Source organism: Flavobacterium sp. (assembly GCF_044373165.1).
GTDB lineage: Bacteria > Bacteroidota > Bacteroidia > Flavobacteriales > Flavobacteriaceae > Flavobacterium.
In genome coordinates this window covers 18,701-33,465 of the sequence record NZ_JBILQL010000022.1, presented here as the reverse complement: position 1 = coordinate 33,465, position 14,765 = coordinate 18,701, and the positions used below count along the sequence as shown (strand labels likewise).

The 14,765-nt window shown below is 38.8% G+C and carries 17 protein-coding genes; 4 read left to right on the top strand and 13 right to left on the bottom strand.

Annotated features, from left to right (window positions below; all coding sequences use genetic code 11):
- The 3 genes from ACIQ32_RS04980 to ACIQ32_RS04970 all read right to left on the bottom strand — a co-directional run.
- On the bottom strand, positions 1–849 hold an 849-nt coding region (locus ACIQ32_RS04980; protein ID WP_396194589.1), incomplete at its 3' end, for a YicC/YloC family endoribonuclease.
- 92 nt (positions 850–941) lie between these two features.
- The gene (locus ACIQ32_RS04975; RefSeq protein WP_396194588.1) at positions 942–1,829 is read right to left on the bottom strand and encodes a DMT family transporter; all 888 of its coding nucleotides are present in this window, start codon (positions 1,827–1,829) and stop codon (positions 942–944) included.
- Positions 1,822–2,178, bottom strand: a complete 357-nt coding sequence (locus ACIQ32_RS04970) for an arsenate reductase family protein (protein ID WP_396194586.1) — start codon at positions 2,176–2,178, stop codon at positions 1,822–1,824. The genes ACIQ32_RS04975 and ACIQ32_RS04970 overlap by 8 nt, the downstream gene beginning before the upstream one ends.
- A 77-nt stretch (positions 2,179–2,255) precedes the next feature.
- On the opposite strand from ACIQ32_RS04970, the gene ACIQ32_RS04965 reads away from it, so the two are divergent.
- Together ACIQ32_RS04965 and ACIQ32_RS04960 are read left to right on the top strand one after the other, a co-directional pair.
- Complete coding sequence (locus ACIQ32_RS04965) at positions 2,256–2,711, top strand: DinB family protein (RefSeq protein ID WP_396194585.1); 456 nt, start codon at positions 2,256–2,258, stop codon at positions 2,709–2,711.
- Between the two features lie 124 nt (positions 2,712–2,835).
- The gene (locus tag ACIQ32_RS04960) at positions 2,836–3,978 is read left to right on the top strand and encodes a cystathionine gamma-synthase (RefSeq protein WP_396194584.1); all 1,143 of its coding nucleotides are present in this window, start codon (positions 2,836–2,838) and stop codon (positions 3,976–3,978) included.
- Between the two features lie 46 nt (positions 3,979–4,024).
- Here ACIQ32_RS04960 and ACIQ32_RS04955 read toward each other — a convergent pair whose 3' ends face one another.
- The 6 genes from ACIQ32_RS04955 to ACIQ32_RS04930 all read right to left on the bottom strand — a co-directional run bounded on the left by ACIQ32_RS04955 (position 4,025) and on the right by ACIQ32_RS04930 (position 7,980).
- Positions 4,025–4,924, bottom strand: coding sequence for a DUF3078 domain-containing protein (locus tag ACIQ32_RS04955; protein WP_396194583.1), 900 nt, complete (start codon positions 4,922–4,924; stop codon positions 4,025–4,027).
- Between the two features lie 54 nt (positions 4,925–4,978).
- A complete protein-coding gene (locus ACIQ32_RS04950; protein ID WP_396194582.1) occupies positions 4,979–5,485 on the bottom strand; it encodes a DUF2480 family protein in 507 nt (168 codons plus the stop codon).
- An 85-nt stretch (positions 5,486–5,570) separates the two neighbouring features.
- Positions 5,571–5,894: an SUF system Fe-S cluster assembly protein gene (locus ACIQ32_RS04945; protein ID WP_131474777.1), complete on the bottom strand. Its 324-nt coding sequence runs from the start codon at positions 5,892–5,894 to the stop codon at positions 5,571–5,573.
- 2 nt (positions 5,895–5,896) lie between these two features.
- Positions 5,897–6,319, bottom strand: coding sequence for a SufE family protein (locus ACIQ32_RS04940; RefSeq protein ID WP_396194581.1), 423 nt, complete (start codon positions 6,317–6,319; stop codon positions 5,897–5,899).
- Positions 6,316–6,753 (bottom strand): hypothetical protein, encoded by a 438-nt coding sequence (locus ACIQ32_RS04935; RefSeq protein WP_396194580.1) that lies wholly within the window; start codon positions 6,751–6,753, stop codon positions 6,316–6,318. Before ACIQ32_RS04935 ends, ACIQ32_RS04940 begins: the two co-directional genes overlap by 4 nt.
- 12 nt (positions 6,754–6,765) lie before the next feature.
- Positions 6,766–7,980: an aminotransferase class V-fold PLP-dependent enzyme gene (locus ACIQ32_RS04930; RefSeq protein WP_396194579.1), complete on the bottom strand. Its 1,215-nt coding sequence runs from the start codon at positions 7,978–7,980 to the stop codon at positions 6,766–6,768.
- A gap of 180 nt (positions 7,981–8,160) precedes the next feature.
- Here ACIQ32_RS04930 and ACIQ32_RS04925 point away from each other — a divergent pair, with 180 nt between their 5' ends.
- Entirely contained in the window at positions 8,161–9,522 is a 1,362-nt protein-coding gene (locus ACIQ32_RS04925; RefSeq protein WP_396194578.1) for a serine hydrolase domain-containing protein, read from the top strand.
- A gap of 104 nt (positions 9,523–9,626) precedes the next feature.
- Here ACIQ32_RS04925 and sufD read toward each other — a convergent pair whose 3' ends face one another.
- The 4 genes from sufD to ACIQ32_RS04905 all read right to left on the bottom strand — a co-directional run bounded on the left by sufD (position 9,627) and on the right by ACIQ32_RS04905 (position 13,693).
- The gene (gene sufD / locus ACIQ32_RS04920) at positions 9,627–10,943 is read right to left on the bottom strand and encodes a Fe-S cluster assembly protein SufD (RefSeq protein WP_396194577.1); all 1,317 of its coding nucleotides are present in this window, start codon (positions 10,941–10,943) and stop codon (positions 9,627–9,629) included.
- A gap of 76 nt (positions 10,944–11,019) precedes the next feature.
- Complete coding sequence (gene sufC / locus ACIQ32_RS04915; protein WP_396194576.1) at positions 11,020–11,769, bottom strand: Fe-S cluster assembly ATPase SufC; 750 nt, start codon at positions 11,767–11,769, stop codon at positions 11,020–11,022.
- A 136-nt stretch (positions 11,770–11,905) separates the two neighbouring features.
- Positions 11,906–13,354, bottom strand: coding sequence for a Fe-S cluster assembly protein SufB (sufB, locus tag ACIQ32_RS04910; RefSeq protein WP_396194575.1), 1,449 nt, complete (start codon positions 13,352–13,354; stop codon positions 11,906–11,908).
- A 9-nt stretch (positions 13,355–13,363) separates the two neighbouring features.
- Positions 13,364–13,693 carry a HesB/IscA family protein gene (locus ACIQ32_RS04905; RefSeq protein ID WP_396194574.1) on the bottom strand — a complete coding sequence of 110 codons (330 nt, stop codon included), beginning with the start codon at positions 13,691–13,693 and terminating at the stop codon, positions 13,364–13,366.
- Between the two features lie 142 nt (positions 13,694–13,835).
- Here ACIQ32_RS04905 and ACIQ32_RS04900 point away from each other — a divergent pair, with 142 nt between their 5' ends.
- Positions 13,836–14,693: an MBL fold metallo-hydrolase gene (locus tag ACIQ32_RS04900; protein ID WP_396194572.1), complete on the top strand. Its 858-nt coding sequence runs from the start codon at positions 13,836–13,838 to the stop codon at positions 14,691–14,693.
- Positions 14,694–14,765: the final 72 nt, after the last annotated feature.

Here is a 14,765-nt window from a genome sequence, read left to right as displayed (position 1 = left end):
TAAAACCTGTTCCTTAATCTTCTCCAATTCGTCCTTCATCATCACCACCAATTTCTGCATTTCGGAATGGTTGGATTTTGAACCCATGGTGTTGATTTCTCTACCCATTTCCTGAGTGATAAAACCAAGTTTTCTACCATTGGCTTCCGTTCCGGCGAGGGTTTCTATGAAATAGTTTAAGTGGTTTTCCAAACGGACTTTCTCTTCGGTAATATCATATTTTTCGAGGTAAAAAATCAATTCTTGTTCGAAACGGTTTTCGTCTACGTTTTCTTTAAGTTCCTCTAAAGCCGTTCTCAATCTGGTCTTTACCGTTTCCACACGCTCGGCATCATAAGACACGGCATTGTTCATCAGCGTCATGATGTTGGCAATGCGATGTAAAAATTCTTTTTCCAAAGAAACGCCTTCGTCTTTTCGGAACTGCACAATATTTTCCAGAGCCTCATCAATCACCGTTTGGATTTTCTTCCACTCGTTTTCATCAATTTCATCGCGCTCGGTTTTTAAGGCATCGGGCATTCTTACAGCCATTTTCATTAATTCGGTCTCATCAGCATTGGGAATGACGGCTTTCATTTGGTTGATATATCCTTTGACAATAGGCACGTTTATTTTAGACGAAGTTTCTTCCCCGGTTACCTCTACATAAAGCGAAAAATCAATTTTACCACGCTCTAATCTTTGCGAAAGTTGGTTGCGCAATCCCAATTCCATTTCTCTGAAAACAGAAGGCATACGCGTGTTTAAATCCAACCCTTTGCTGTTGAGTGATTTGATTTCTACGGTAATCTTTTTGGTTGGTAATTGCAAAGTTGCTTTCCCGAAACCGGTCATCGATTGTATCATTCGTGTAATTTAATAGACTTCAAATATAAATAAAAGTAATTAGTAATTGGTGATTAGTAATTAGCATCTTCAACAAGAGTAATCACTATTGGCTAGTTACTCTTCGCTTTTTTGGTGACCAAATAAACGCCGACAAATATTAAAGTTGCCGATACCATTTTTACCCAAGTCAGTTGGTCTTTGCCTAAACTCATGGCGAAAATGGTGGCAAAAAGCGGTTGCAGATAAATAAAAACCGCTACGGTTGTGGGTTTCAATTCGCGCATAGAAACCAAGTTGAGTAAATAGGTCATAAACGTGGTAAAAACCACCACAAAGCCTATTTCCCAAAGAATCACCACAGGCAAAGTTTGCCATTGAATTTCTTGGTATTCACTCCAACCAAACGGAATCACCATCAGCAAACCGAATGTATAAATCCATTTTACGAAAGTGAATGCGTTATATTTGTCCATTAGTTTCTTAACAACAATCAGGTAAAAACCATAAGAAATGGCATTAATGAAAACCAAAAAATTGCCCAAAGAAGCATTCGTAGCGTTGCCTATAGATTGACCATACAATATCAAAAATCCGGTACCGAAAAGACCGAGTAAAATCCCGATAATTTTCCGAACCTCCATGCGTTCTTTCATGATAATAGCCGATAATATCAAAACGATAATCGGCGTTGTTACCATTATCACGGCAGATGAAATAGGCGAAGTATAACTCAATCCTTTAAAGAAAGTAAGCATGTTCAATGCCACGCCAAAGAAAGCCGCTGCTATAATTCGGGGAAAGTCGTTGCGGTTTATTTTTTCTTTAGGCCCTAAGAAGGAAACCAACCAAAACAGTATCGTTGCCCCAAAAACCCTTAACAAAATAAAACCATATGGTTTTACATAAGTTGGCATCACGTCTTTGGCAACCGTAAATGAAATACCGTAAATAACCGATACCATAGTGGCGGCCAACAAAGCCCAATTGCGCTTACTCATGCGATAAAAAAGCAATGGCTTGTTGGACTACTTTCGGACTGTTACCCACAAAAATTTGGCCGTCGGCTAGGATTACCGGACGGGATAAAAAAGTGTAATGTTCCAAAATATATCTTTTAAAATCGGCTTCAGAGAGTTTTTCGTCTTTCAATCCCATTTCCTTGTAAAGGGTGGCTCTTTTGCTGAAAAGTGCTTCATAACTACCCGCCATTTGTGCCATTTCCTCCACTTGCTTCACCGTCATCGGTTCGGTTTTGATGTCTTGCAACTGAAAAGTATCCAAATTCGGCAAAGATTTCAAAATACGTTGACACGTACTGCAGGTCTTCAAATGATATATTTTTCGCATGTCCAAAAGTTTAACAATTCACCCCACAAAAATACGCGGTTATCACTTGGTAAATTAGTATTTTTATCAAAAAAATTATGGACACCTCATTTAAAATCTGGGAAACGAACCGACAGTTATACCTCAAACTCCTCGACAATTATACCTTGGAACAGCTCAACAAAATTCCCGAAGGTTTCAGTAACAACCTAATCTGGAATTTAGGTCATATTATTGTGGCACAACAAGGCTTGGTTTATCGCCTTTCGGGCTTGCCGGTAAACGTTTCCGACGAAATGACCAATACCTATAAAAACGGTTCTAAACCAACTTGCCAAACCACTCAAGCCGAAGTGGATGAGCTAAAAACGCTATTGATTTCTTTAATGGAAAAGACCAAAGCCGACTTCGCCGCCGGAAAATTTCAACACTATACTGAATACACTACCGGAACCGGATTCCATTTGGCTTCCACCGCCGAAGCCATCGAATTTAACAACTACCACGAAGCCTTACATTTAGGGTTTATGATGAATATTCGAAAGTTTATTTAGGAGCTAATCCGGTCTCGTCTTGTGACGAGACTCTATCTTTTTTACTTTTGCCAAAGCAAAAAAGGATGCCGCTGCTATCCGGGCTATAAAACAAAAAACTACCTTTGACAAAATTTTTATTACAATGAAGTTTAACACCAAAGTCATACATGGTAACCAACACCATGAAGAAGTTACCGGAGCCGTAATGCCACCGGTTTTTCAAACCTCAACCTATGCTCAAACTTCACCCGGGAAACCCGTAGGTGATTATGAATACAGCCGTGCTGCGAATCCAACCCGTCAAGCTTTAGAAGATGCTCTAGCCAGTATCGAAAATGGCGCTCGTGGTTTGGCTTTTGCCTCAGGATTAGCCGCAACCGACTGTTTATTGCGAATGTTCAAAGCCGGTGACGAAATCATCGCGATGGACGATTTATATGGTGGAACTTACCGTTTGTTCACTCGTTTGTACAACAATAGCGGCATCAAATTCCATTTCGTTGACATGACTGATTTAGACAAATTACAATCATTAATCAATGAAAATACGAAATTGGTTTGGGTAGAAACGCCAACCAATCCCTTGATGAAATTGGCTGACATTGCCGAGATTGCGAAAATCACTAATAAACACAACATCCTTTTTGCAGTTGACAATACTTTTGCCACGCCTTATTTGCAAAAACCATTAGACTTAGGCGCCGATATCGTAATGCATTCGGCTACAAAATACTTGGGCGGACATTCTGATGTAATTGCCGGTGCTCTGATTATCAAAGACAAAACATTAGGGGATGAATTACATTTCAAACAATTTGCCACCGGTGGAACACTAGGTCCAATGGACAGTTTCTTAGTGTTGCGCGGCATCAAAACATTACATTTGCGCGTACAAAGACATTGTGAAAACGGAGAAAAAGTAGCTAACTTTTTGGCCAATCATCCTGAAGTAGATAAAGTGTTCTATCCCGGATTGCCGGATCATCCGTTTCATGATATTGCCAAAAAACAAATGAGCGGTTTTGGCGGCATGGTGTCGTTTACCTTCAAATCGGGTAAAAAAGAAGAGGCGATTTCGTTTTTAGAAAACCTAAAAGTATTCACCTTGGCCGAATCGCTTGGCGGTGTGGAGTCGTTGGCGAATCATCCGGCTTTAATGACACATGCTTCCATTCCTGAGGACAAACGCAAAGAAGTTGGAATTACCGACGATTTGGTTCGTTTAAGCGTTGGTGTTGAAGACATAGACGATTTGTTATCCGACTTAGAACAGGCTTTCAGATAAACTAAAAAAGCTCCGAAATTCGGAGCTTTTTTTTGTGTTTTATTGATTAGAATCCGTAATTCACGCCAACGCCAATAACCTGACGGGTTTGGAAGCCTGAGAAAGCATTGTCATCATAAATGGTTTGAAAAGCAAAGTTAGTGGTCAAATATTTATTCACTTTCATCACTATATTCAAAGTATAATCGATATCAATATTGTATGGATCTTCTAAATAGTTTGTATAGGAGTTGAAAATGTTTTCGGCAGTAACATTCTCCATAATTTTGAACTTGTAATAAGCGTTTACCGCAGCTCCAAACTCATAACGAGAGGTTTCACCTTGAGCCACACCAAAAGAAGTCCCTAATTCAGTAAACTGTTTATTTACCATGATTACTTTAGATGTAGCCGGAGCGACGTTAATTTTAAAATTTTCATTTTTCTTCCACATCATACCGGGACCAAACTGAATGAATACAGGTGACAAAAAATGGGAGGTTTTAATGCTGTTGTTTGCCGGGTCAAAACCTGAGTCAAACTGCGTTCTGAAATTAAAGAAGAAGGAATAATACCATTCTCCTGAAGCCTTTTTACCCAACAAAGAATTGAATTCTAATCGGTCATCGGTTTTTTGCAATTCCTGACCTGAAATTTTAGTTAACCCATAATTAGCATTTAACTTGTTGTCCCAAGTCCAAGTATCACTTTTATAATTAAAGTCGTATTTCAATCCCATATTTCCTGCAATACTAGATTGTCCACCTGCTAACCAATTATTAAAACTGGCTTGATTGGCTAAAAAGGTAAATACACCTTTTTTTTCCCAACCGTTTGGTTTTTGTTCTTGGATTTTGGCGATGGTTTCTTCCGTCTTTTTTAGCAGCTCTTTTTCACTGACTTGTGCTTGTGTTACACTAGTTAAGAAAAGGGAAGCGAGTGCTAATCGAAGTGTTATCTTATTCATATTTAAAAAAATTTGCTGCAAAGGTAATATTCCCTTTGGCAATTGCAAATGATTCTATCTTGCTTTTTTAAAGAGCGGCACTGCCGAACAAGCCTCGCCATACATAATGCTTTTGGCAAAGGGTTGGAGCTTTTGAACCGCCATAATGTAGGCGCTTTCCGGAACCGGTTTTTTAGAACATCCTTTTATAATTACCGGTTTATCTTGGTATATTGAATAATCAAGCGTTGGCAAAATATCTTGGTATAAAGCTGTATTCAAATCCGTTATATCTCCCAAAACTACTTTTTGAGCAAATGGGGCAACATAAGTGGTTACTAAAATGGTAGCCCAAGCCGGTACAATGGCATCGGTTGAACAATGAATAGCTACAAAATGGTTCTGGTATTGCGCCCAATCATGGTTTTTAAGGGCTTCGCGAAAGTCTTTTTCTTTGAGAAGAAAACCTTCCAACAGCCATTGTGCCATGTCTATTTGTGTCCGAATGCCGTTGGGATAATAATCTTCCAAATCGAAAACTTCGAGGGCGGAGTTGGCTACTCTGTTGATGATTTCGTCCATTTTTTAAGTCTTAAGGTTTAAGGTCTTAAAGTCTTAAAGTCAATAAGACGAATCTTTTGACTTTATAACTTTTGACTTTTGACTATTAAAGCATTCCCAGTTCTAACTTGGCTTCTTCACTCATTAAATCTTTGCTCCAAGGCGGATCAAAAGTAATTTCTACTTCGCAAGATTTTACGGTATCTATTTTAGTGATTTTTTCTTCTACTTCGCGTGGTAAAGTTTCCGCTACCGGACAATTAGGCGAAGTTAAAGTCATTAAAACTTTTACTTCGTTGTCTTCATTAATCATTACATCATAAATTAATCCTAATTCGTAAATGTCAACCGGGATTTCCGGATCATAAATGCCTTTGAGCACTTTGACTACGTTTTCGCCTAAATTGATATCGTCTTTAAATTCTTCCATACTTATTCATTTTTAGCATTAAATGCCAAAGCATACATTTTTAATTTTTTAATCATCGAAACCAAACCGTTGGCACGTGTGGGTGACAAATGTTCTTTGAGTCCGATTTCGTCAATAAAATCAGTGTTGGCGTCTAAAATATCCGAGGCTTTTTGGTTGGAAAATGAGCGAATCAGAATCGCAATAATGCCTTTGGTCAAAATAGCATCGCTGTCGGCAGTGAAAACTACCTTACCCTCTTTTTGCTCGGCATGAACCCAAACTTTAGACTGGCAACCGGTGATGATATTTTCTTCGGTTTTGTATTGTTCTTCTATTAAGGGCAATCCTTTTCCAAGGTCGATTATGTATTCGTAACGTTGCATCCAATCATCAAACATCGAAAACTCGTCTACAATTTCGTCTTGTATTTCTTTTATGCTCATTCCTTCTCTTTGGCTAATTCGACTATTTTATTAACTAATTTTTCAATGGCTGACGGTGGAAAACCATGGTCAAAATCAGGCGATTCAAACTCTTGATCTTGGAAGCGAATTTTTAAATTAGCTATGGCAGCTCCGTCATACAGTCTTTTTTGTGTTGGGTCTTTCAGTTTTGGCACTTCTTCCAAATTGATTTTGCCAAAAGCAGCTACTAATTCCTTCCAATCGGCATCAGAAATATTAATTTCTTCGGGCAATGTTGATTCGCTTCGGTCTCTTGAAATGGTTGCCTTTTGATTGATAATGACAATTTTTTGGTAAAACCCACGGGTATTCGCTGTGTATTGAATGGTGGTGTTGGTCAAATCGTTTTGGGCTTCATTGGTACAACTTTTTCCGAGGAAAATAGCTAGAAAAATCATAGTAATTGCTTTCATCTGTCTTTGTTTTTAAGATAACATCATTTGGGCTTTCTTTACCGCTTCTACCATGGCGTCGATTTCTTCCTTGGTATTGTAAAAAGCGAAACTCGCTCTTATGGTTCCCGGGATTTGGAAGAAATCCATAATCGGCTGTGCGCAATGATGTCCGGTGCGCACCGCTATTCCAAGCTTATCGATAATTGTGCCAATATCATATGGATGTATCCCATCGATGTTAAACGAAATTACGGAAGTTTTTTCTTTTGCCGTACCGAAAATTTTCAATCCTTCAATCTCCAGTAATTTTTGAGTAGCATATTCCAGTAATTCGTGTTCGTATTTTGCAATGTGATCGAAACCAATTGTATTTAAATAATCAATCGCTGTTCCAAGTACAATTCCATCAGCTATATTAGGCGTTCCGGCTTCAAATTTATGCGGCAAATCGGCATAAGTGGTTTTCTCAAAAGTTACCGTGGCAATCATTTCGCCGCCGCCTTGGTAAGGTGGTAATTTGCGCAACCATTCTTCTTTTCCGTATAAAATTCCGATACCGGTTGGACCACAAATTTTATGTCCTGAAAACACGTAGAAATCACAATCCAATGCTTGAACATCGGGTTTTAAATGCGGTGTGGCTTGCGCGCCGTCGATTAAAATGGCAGCACCAACTTCATGCGCTTTATCAATCATTTCCTTAATCGGATTAATGGTTCCCAAGGCATTTGAAATATGATTTACGGTGACAACTTTGGTTTTAGTCGAAAGTAATTTATCGTATTCCGACATAATCAATTCGCCTTTTTCATTCATTGGAATGACTTTCAATATTGCGCCTGTTTTTTCGCAAAGCATTTGCCATGGCACTATATTGCTGTGGTGTTCCAAAGCAGAAACCAAAACCTCATCGCCGGGTTTTAAAAAAGCTGCAAAACCGTTGGCAATCGCATTGATTCCGTGGGTTGTACCGGAAGTAAAAATCACTTCGTGAGCGTGTTGGGCGTTGATATGCTGTTGGATTTTCCCTCGGGAAACCTCATAAGCATCGGTAGCCAATTGGCTTAAAGTGTGCACACCACGATGAATGTTGGCGTTGATTTCTTGATAGTATTTAGAAATGGCATCAATCACCACTTGGGGTTTTTGTGAAGTCGCTCCGTTGTCAAAATAAACGAGTGGTTTGCCGTTTACTTTTTGGGAAAGTATCGGAAAATCGGCTCTGATTTTTTGGATGTCTAACATGGTATTATTTAGAAAAATTCTAAATACAAAAGTAGCTAAAATGGATTTGTTAATTGCTAAACAAATATTAATATTTTGTGATTTTAAACCATATAAGTCAACTAAGAAAACAGAAGCTGAAATGAACTTAAATGGCTTATTATGGTTCAAATTTTATAAATTGCTTGAAAATTAATTCCCATGAAAAAATTCTTCAAAATCTTTGCTGTTTTATTGTTGATTGCTCTAGTTTATCTGCGCATTGAAATTTATCCGCAATTGGATATTATCACAGGATTTTCGGCCAAGAGTGTGGCTTCCGGACATTTTATTGATAGCAGAAGTTTGGAAACCATCCAAAAAGGCGACAATGACATTGACAAAGTAGATTGGGCAACCAATGAAATCAATGAAAGTGAAAAATTTGTAACCTCAAAAGTTTACGGCTTAAAAGCCCGTAAAGCCATTTACCGAGAAGGCTTGGGTGCCACGTTAATCAACGATGATTTTGATGTTACTAAGCCTTACAACGTTCCGAAAAGAAGTTTATCCCAAAGCGATTTACCTTATCCTTACGGGAACGGCAATCCGGTAGATACCAGTTTTGCCGAATTAGAGGCGTTCCAATTGCAAAAAGCTGTAGAAGAAGCCTTTGATAAAGAAGGCGAGAAGAACAAAAGAACCCGCGCTGTAGTAGTCTTGTACAAAGGCCGTTTGGTGGCCGAAAAATATGCACCCGGTTTTACGGCTACTTCTAAAATTTTGGGTTGGTCGATGACGAAAAGCATAACGGCTACTTACTTTGGCATACTCCAAAAACAAGGGAAAATCGACATTATGAAACCGGCTCCGATTGCGGCTTGGAAGAATGACCAACGTTCAAAAATTACGATTAACGATTTGCTGCACATGAATTCGGGCTTGGAATGGGATGAAGATTACGGTAAGATTTCCGATGTGACCAAAATGCTTTTCATTACAGAAGATATGACCAAGCCTCAAATTGATAAACCTTTGGTGGGTAAACCAAATAACACTTGGAATTACTCTTCGGGAACGACGAATTTGTTGTCGGGTATTTTGCGTCAACAATTCAAAACGCACCAAGAGTATTTGGATTTTTGGTACGGTAGTTTGTTTGATAAAATCGGAATGGACTCGGCTTTAGTAGAAGTTGACATGGCTGGCAATTTTGTGGGTTCGTCTTATGGTTGGGCAACCCCACGCGATTGGGCCAAGTTTGGCTTACTCTATTTAAACCAAGGCAACTGGAATGGCGAACAAATTTTTAATCCGAGCTGGGCGAAATACGTGGCCACGCCAACCAACACTTCTAATGGTCAATACGGCGCGCAATTTTGGTTAAATGCCGGCGGAAAATTCCCCGATGTGCCACGCGATATGTTTTACTGCAGTGGTTACCAAGGGCAAATGGTAGCCGTTTTCCCGAGTCATGACTTGGTAGTGGTTCGCATGGGATTGAGCGAAGAGTTTGATTTTAACGGACTGTTGAGCGAGATTGTTGGGAGTTTGAAACAAGACAACAAAAACGCAAAAAACTAACTAGCTAGCCCCGATTGCAGTGAAAATCTCGTCTTTTTGGACGAGATTGTAACGGAAAGCGGGAAAACGGACACCAAGAATGCCTAAGCCTTTCGCTCCTGATTTTATAAATCAAACCCTAAGTTCACGCCTAATTTGGTAGCGATGATTTTAGTGATTCTTTGTTTTAATTCCGGGATTTTGATGCTTTCGATGACTTCGTTGGAGAAGGCGTACATCAGTAGTGCTTTGGCTTCTTTCTTCGGAATACCGCGTTGTTGCATGTAGAACATGGCCGTTTCGTCTAACTGTCCGATGGTACAACCGTGGGAACATTTTACGTCATCGGCAAAAATTTCTAATTGCGGTTTGGCGTTGATAGTAGCTTTATCGCCTAACAAAATGTTGTTGTTTTGTTGGAAGGCATCGGTTTTTTGCGCTTCTTTTTCCACATAAATCTTACCGTTAAAAACACCGGTTGAACTGTCGGCCAATATGGTTTTGTAGTTCTGGTGGCTTTCGCAATTCGGCGTCGCGTGATTTACTAAAGTGTAATGATCCACATGTTGCTTGTCGCCAATAATGGTTATGCCTTTTAAAGTCGAATCGATTCTTTCGCCGAAGTGATAGAAATTCAGGTTATTTCTGGTGATGTTGCCGCCAAAAGAAAACGTGTGTACCGAAACGCGACTTTCTTGTTTTTGGGAAATATAAGTGTTGTCAATTAGGTTGGCCGATTGCAAATCGTTTTGGATTTTGTAGTAATCTACGATAGCGCGTTTTTGGGCAAAAATCTCAGTTACTGAATTCGTCAGTACTGGGTTTTCGTTTAAACTTTGGTGTCTTTCGATGATTTGCACGTGTGCATTTTCGCCTACAATAACCAAATTTCTTGGTTGCACCATCAAAGCATTTTCTTTTCCGGTAGAAAAATAAATGATTTCGATTGGCTTTTCGACTACTTTGCTTTTGGGAATGTTGATGTACGCACCTTCATTGGCGAATGCGGTATTTAAACTGGTTAAACTTTCGTCTTTGTTGGCGATTTTATTGAAATACTCATCGATAATCATTTTGTATTTCGGTTTGTTTAAAGCCGATGACATTAAGCAGACATCCAGACTGTCGTGAGTTGTAGCTGATAAAAAAGAAGCAAATTTTCCATCTATAAAAATCACTTTATAGGTGTCGATTTCGTGTAGGAAATACTTTTTAACCTCGGCAAACTCGACTGCATTTTCATGCTTAGGAAATACTGAATAGTCGTTTTTTAATATTGCATTTAGCGATGTATATTTCCAAGCCTCCTCTTTTTTAGTAGGGAAACCTTTGTTTTCAAAGTTTTTGATGGCCGAAGTGCGCAGGTCGTGTAACGGTGAAGTCACATCGATTTGCTCTTCGAAAGCCATGAAAGACGAAATGAGTTTTTCTTTTAATTCCATTTTTTTGTCTTAATGTCTTAATGTGTAAATGTCGAAAGTCAAGTAGTTTTTCTTTATGACTTTTGACTTTATAACATTAGACTAATTCCGCTTTAATCCAATCGTATCCTTTTTCTTCTAACTCAAGCGCTAAGGAAGCATCGCCTGATTTTACAATTTTTCCGTCCATTAAAACGTGTACAAAATCGGGCACGATATAGTCTAACAAACGTTGGTAGTGCGTGATTACTAATACCGCGTTGTTTTCGTTTTTAAGCTTATTAACGCCATTGGCCACAATTCTCAAGGCATCGATGTCTAAACCTGAATCGGTTTCGTCAAGGATGGCTAATTTGGGTTCCAACATGGCCATTTGGAAAATTTCATTACGTTTCTTTTCACCGCCTGAGAAACCTTCGTTTAAGGAACGCGATAAAAACTTGCGGTCGATTTCTAATAATTCCGATTTCTCACGGATTAGTTTCAGCATTTCATTCGCCGGCATTTCTTCTTTGCCATTGGCTTTGCGGCTTTCGTTGATGGCGGTTTTCATAAAATTGGTCACCGAAACACCCGGGATTTCTACCGGATATTGGAACGATAAGAAAACACCTTTGTGTGCTCTTTCTTCCGGAGCCAATTCTGAAATGTCTTCTCCTTCCAAAAGGATTTCGCCTTCGGTTACTTCGTAATTTTCATTTCCGGCAATGATGGAAGAAAGTGTGCTTTTTCCGGCACCGTTTGGTCCCATGATGGCATGTACTTCACCGGCATTCACCGTTAGGTTGATTCCTTTTAATATTTCTTTGTCTTCTACTGAAGCGTGTAAATTTGTTATCTGTAACATATGATTTGAAGATTTGAAGATTTGAGAATTTGAAGATGTTATTTCCATTTTCTAAAATCTACTTTCTATTTTTTTAAATTATTATTCTTAGTCAACTTGAATCATTTTCAAATCTTCAAATTGACACATTTTCAAATTAACCTACTGAACCTTCTAATGAAATTTCCAATAATTTTTGCGCTTCAACGGCAAATTCCATTGGCAACTTGTTTAAAACGTCTTTACTGAAACCGTTTACAATTAACGCAATAGCTTTTTCGGTTGGAATTCCTCTTTGATTACAATAGAAAACTTGGTCTTCTCCGATTTTGGACGTTGTCGCTTCGTGTTCAATTTTAGCCGAAGCATTTTTGCTTTCGATGTAAGGGAAAGTATGTGCTCCGCAATTGTTACCCATCAACAACGAGTCGCATTGAGAGAAATTACGAGCGTTATCGGCTCTGGCGCCAATTTGCACCAAACCTCTATAACTGTTTTGTGATTTTCCGGCCGAAATACCTTTGGAAATAATAGTTGATTTGGTGTTTTTACCCAAATGAATCATCTTGGTTCCGGTATCGGCTTGTTGGAAATTATTGGTTACGGCTATCGAATAAAATTCGCCGATAGAATTGTCTCCTTTCAAAATAACTGAAGGATATTTCCAAGTGATGGCCGAACCGGTTTCGACTTGTGTCCAAGAAATTTTGGCATTTTTCTCGCAGAAACCTCTTTTGGTTACAAAGTTGAAAACACCGCCTTTGCCTTCTTTATTCCCCGGATACCAGTTTTGAACGGTAGAGTATTTGATTTCGGCATCTTCCAGCGCAATTAACTCAACAACCGCTGCGTGTAATTGATTTTCATCTCTGCTTGGTGCTGTACAACCTTCCAAATACGAAACATAACTGCCTTCATCAGCAATCAACAATGTTCTTTCGAATTGCCCTGTTCCGGCTTGGTTGATACGGAAATACGTGGACAATTCCATTGGACAACGAACGCCTTTTGGAATATAACAAAAACTTCCGTCAGAGAAAACCGCTGAATTCAACGCGGCATAAAAATTATCTTTTTGAGGCACAACTGTCCCCAAATATTTCTGAACCAACTCCGGATATTCGCGAATCGCTTCGGATATACTCATGAAAATGATGCCTTTTTCAGCTAATGTTTTTTTGAAAGTTGTAGCTACAGAAACCGAATCGACTACAATATCCATAGCGATATTGTTCATTTTTTTCTGCTCATCGATTGAAATACCCAACTTTTTGTACATCGCCAAAAGTTCAGGATCAACATCGTCTAAGGTTTTATTAGGATCGGCCTTTTTGGGTGCTGAGTAATAAGAAATCGCTTGGAAATCGGGTTTTTCGTACTGTACGTTGGCCCAATCCGGTTCAATCATTTCTTGCCAAGCCCTAAACGCTTCGATGCGCCAATCGGTCATCCATTGCGGTTCTTCTTTTTTCAAAGAAATGGCGCGAACAATGTCTTCATTGAGCCCAATAGGAAACGTCTCCGACTCTAAGTCGGTGTAGAAGCCGTATTCGTATTCTTTGTTTTCGAGTTCGACTTTTAAATCGTCTTCAGTATATTTTGCCATAGTATTATGCTAAAGTGAGAATGATTCTCCGCATCCGCAGGTTCGGGATGCATTTGGATTATTGAATACAAATCCTTTTCCGTTCAATCCGCCCGAAAACTCTAAAATGGTTCCGGCCAAATACAAAAACGATTTTTTTTCGACTGCAATTTTTACATTATTGTCTTCGAAAACCTTGTCGTTTTCTCCTATTGCTTTGTCAAATTTTAATTCATAAGACAAGCCCGAGCAACCGCCACTTTTAACGCCTACACGAACGTAATCTTTAGTCGCATCAAAACCGTCTTCTTGCATCATGTTGATGATTTTTTGGCTCGCTGTATCAGAAACTTTAATCATGCTTATTTTGATTTTGTCTAAATTAATGTGCAAATTTAAGACAAATATCTGTTTTTACTACAATTGGTAACATTTTTATAACTAATGTTAGGATAGAAAAAAATGATTTTTAATTCTGTAAATTTGTGACAAACATTAAAACATGAAAATATACCCTATAGAAGCCGGAAATTTTAAGTTGGATGGCGGTGCTATGTTTGGCGTGGTTCCTAAAACCATTTGGCATAAAACCAATCCTGCAGACGAGAACAATTTGATTGATATTGCTGCGAGATGTATGCTTATCGAAAAAGGGAATCGCCTAATTTTGATAGATACCGGGATGGGCAATAAACAATCGGATAAGTTTTTCGGGTATTATTCGCTTTGGGGAACGCATTCGCTTGATTCTTCTTTGGCCCGATACGGTTTCCATCGCGATGATGTGACCGATGTTTTTATGACGCATTTGCATTTTGACCATTGTGGTGGAAGCGTGAATTGGAACAAAGATAAAACCGGTTATGAAGTTGCTTTTAAAAATGCGAAGTTCTGGACGAATAACAACCATTGGGAATGGGCTACTAAGCCAAATGCGAGAGAAAAAGCTTCTTTCCTTTCCGAAAATATTCTGCCGATGCAAGAAAGCGGTCAATTGAATTTTATTCAAAGACCGGAAGGTGATTTTGGGATTTCAGATGAAATGGGATTTGGGATTTATTATGTTGATGGTCATACCGAAAAAATGATGATTCCTCACATTCAGTACCAAGACAAAACCATCGTCTTTTGTGCTGATTTGATTCCGACTGCCGGACATTTACCACTGCCTTACGTTATGGGTTATGACACTCGACCACTTTTAACCATGCCGGAAAAAGGAAAGTTTTTAAATGCCGCTGCAGAAAATAATTTTTATTTATGGTTGGAGCACGACGCCCACAATCCAATCATTACCGTTGAAAACACTGAAAAAGGAGTGCGATTAAAAGAAGTCTTTTCATGTGAAGATCTTTTTTAATTTCTGATCTATTCATCATCGCTGAACTTGTTTTTACAAAAAGACTTGTAACAGATAACAGTATTTTCGATT

Bases quoted from the DNA above. Each gene is read 5' to 3' on its own strand.
- ACIQ32_RS04975 (WP_396194588.1), bottom strand. From the start codon at position 1,829: ATGAGTAAGCGCAATTGGGCTTTGTTGGCCGCCACTATGGTATCGGTT.
- ACIQ32_RS04970 (WP_396194586.1), bottom strand. From the start codon at position 2,178: ATGCGAAAAATATATCATTTGAAGACCTGCAGTACGTGTCAACGTATT.
- ACIQ32_RS04965 (WP_396194585.1), top strand. From the start codon at position 2,256: ATGGACACCTCATTTAAAATCTGGGAAACGAACCGACAGTTATACCTC.
- ACIQ32_RS04960 (WP_396194584.1), top strand. From the start codon at position 2,836: ATGAAGTTTAACACCAAAGTCATACATGGTAACCAACACCATGAAGAA.
- ACIQ32_RS04955 (WP_396194583.1), bottom strand. From the start codon at position 4,924: ATGAATAAGATAACACTTCGATTAGCACTCGCTTCCCTTTTCTTAACT.
- ACIQ32_RS04950 (WP_396194582.1), bottom strand. From the start codon at position 5,485: ATGGACGAAATCATCAACAGAGTAGCCAACTCCGCCCTCGAAGTTTTC.
- ACIQ32_RS04945 (WP_131474777.1), bottom strand. From the start codon at position 5,894: ATGGAAGAATTTAAAGACGATATCAATTTAGGCGAAAACGTAGTCAAA.
- ACIQ32_RS04940 (WP_396194581.1), bottom strand. From the start codon at position 6,319: ATGAGCATAAAAGAAATACAAGACGAAATTGTAGACGAGTTTTCGATG.
- ACIQ32_RS04935 (WP_396194580.1), bottom strand. From the start codon at position 6,753: ATGAAAGCAATTACTATGATTTTTCTAGCTATTTTCCTCGGAAAAAGT.
- ACIQ32_RS04930 (WP_396194579.1), bottom strand. From the start codon at position 7,980: ATGTTAGACATCCAAAAAATCAGAGCCGATTTTCCGATACTTTCCCAA.
- ACIQ32_RS04925 (WP_396194578.1), top strand. From the start codon at position 8,161: ATGAAAAAATTCTTCAAAATCTTTGCTGTTTTATTGTTGATTGCTCTA.
- sufD (WP_396194577.1), bottom strand. From the start codon at position 10,943: ATGGAATTAAAAGAAAAACTCATTTCGTCTTTCATGGCTTTCGAAGAG.
- sufC (WP_396194576.1), bottom strand. From the start codon at position 11,769: ATGTTACAGATAACAAATTTACACGCTTCAGTAGAAGACAAAGAAATA.
- sufB (WP_396194575.1), bottom strand. From the start codon at position 13,354: ATGGCAAAATATACTGAAGACGATTTAAAAGTCGAACTCGAAAACAAA.
- ACIQ32_RS04905 (WP_396194574.1), bottom strand. From the start codon at position 13,693: ATGATTAAAGTTTCTGATACAGCGAGCCAAAAAATCATCAACATGATG.
- ACIQ32_RS04900 (WP_396194572.1), top strand. From the start codon at position 13,836: ATGAAAATATACCCTATAGAAGCCGGAAATTTTAAGTTGGATGGCGGT.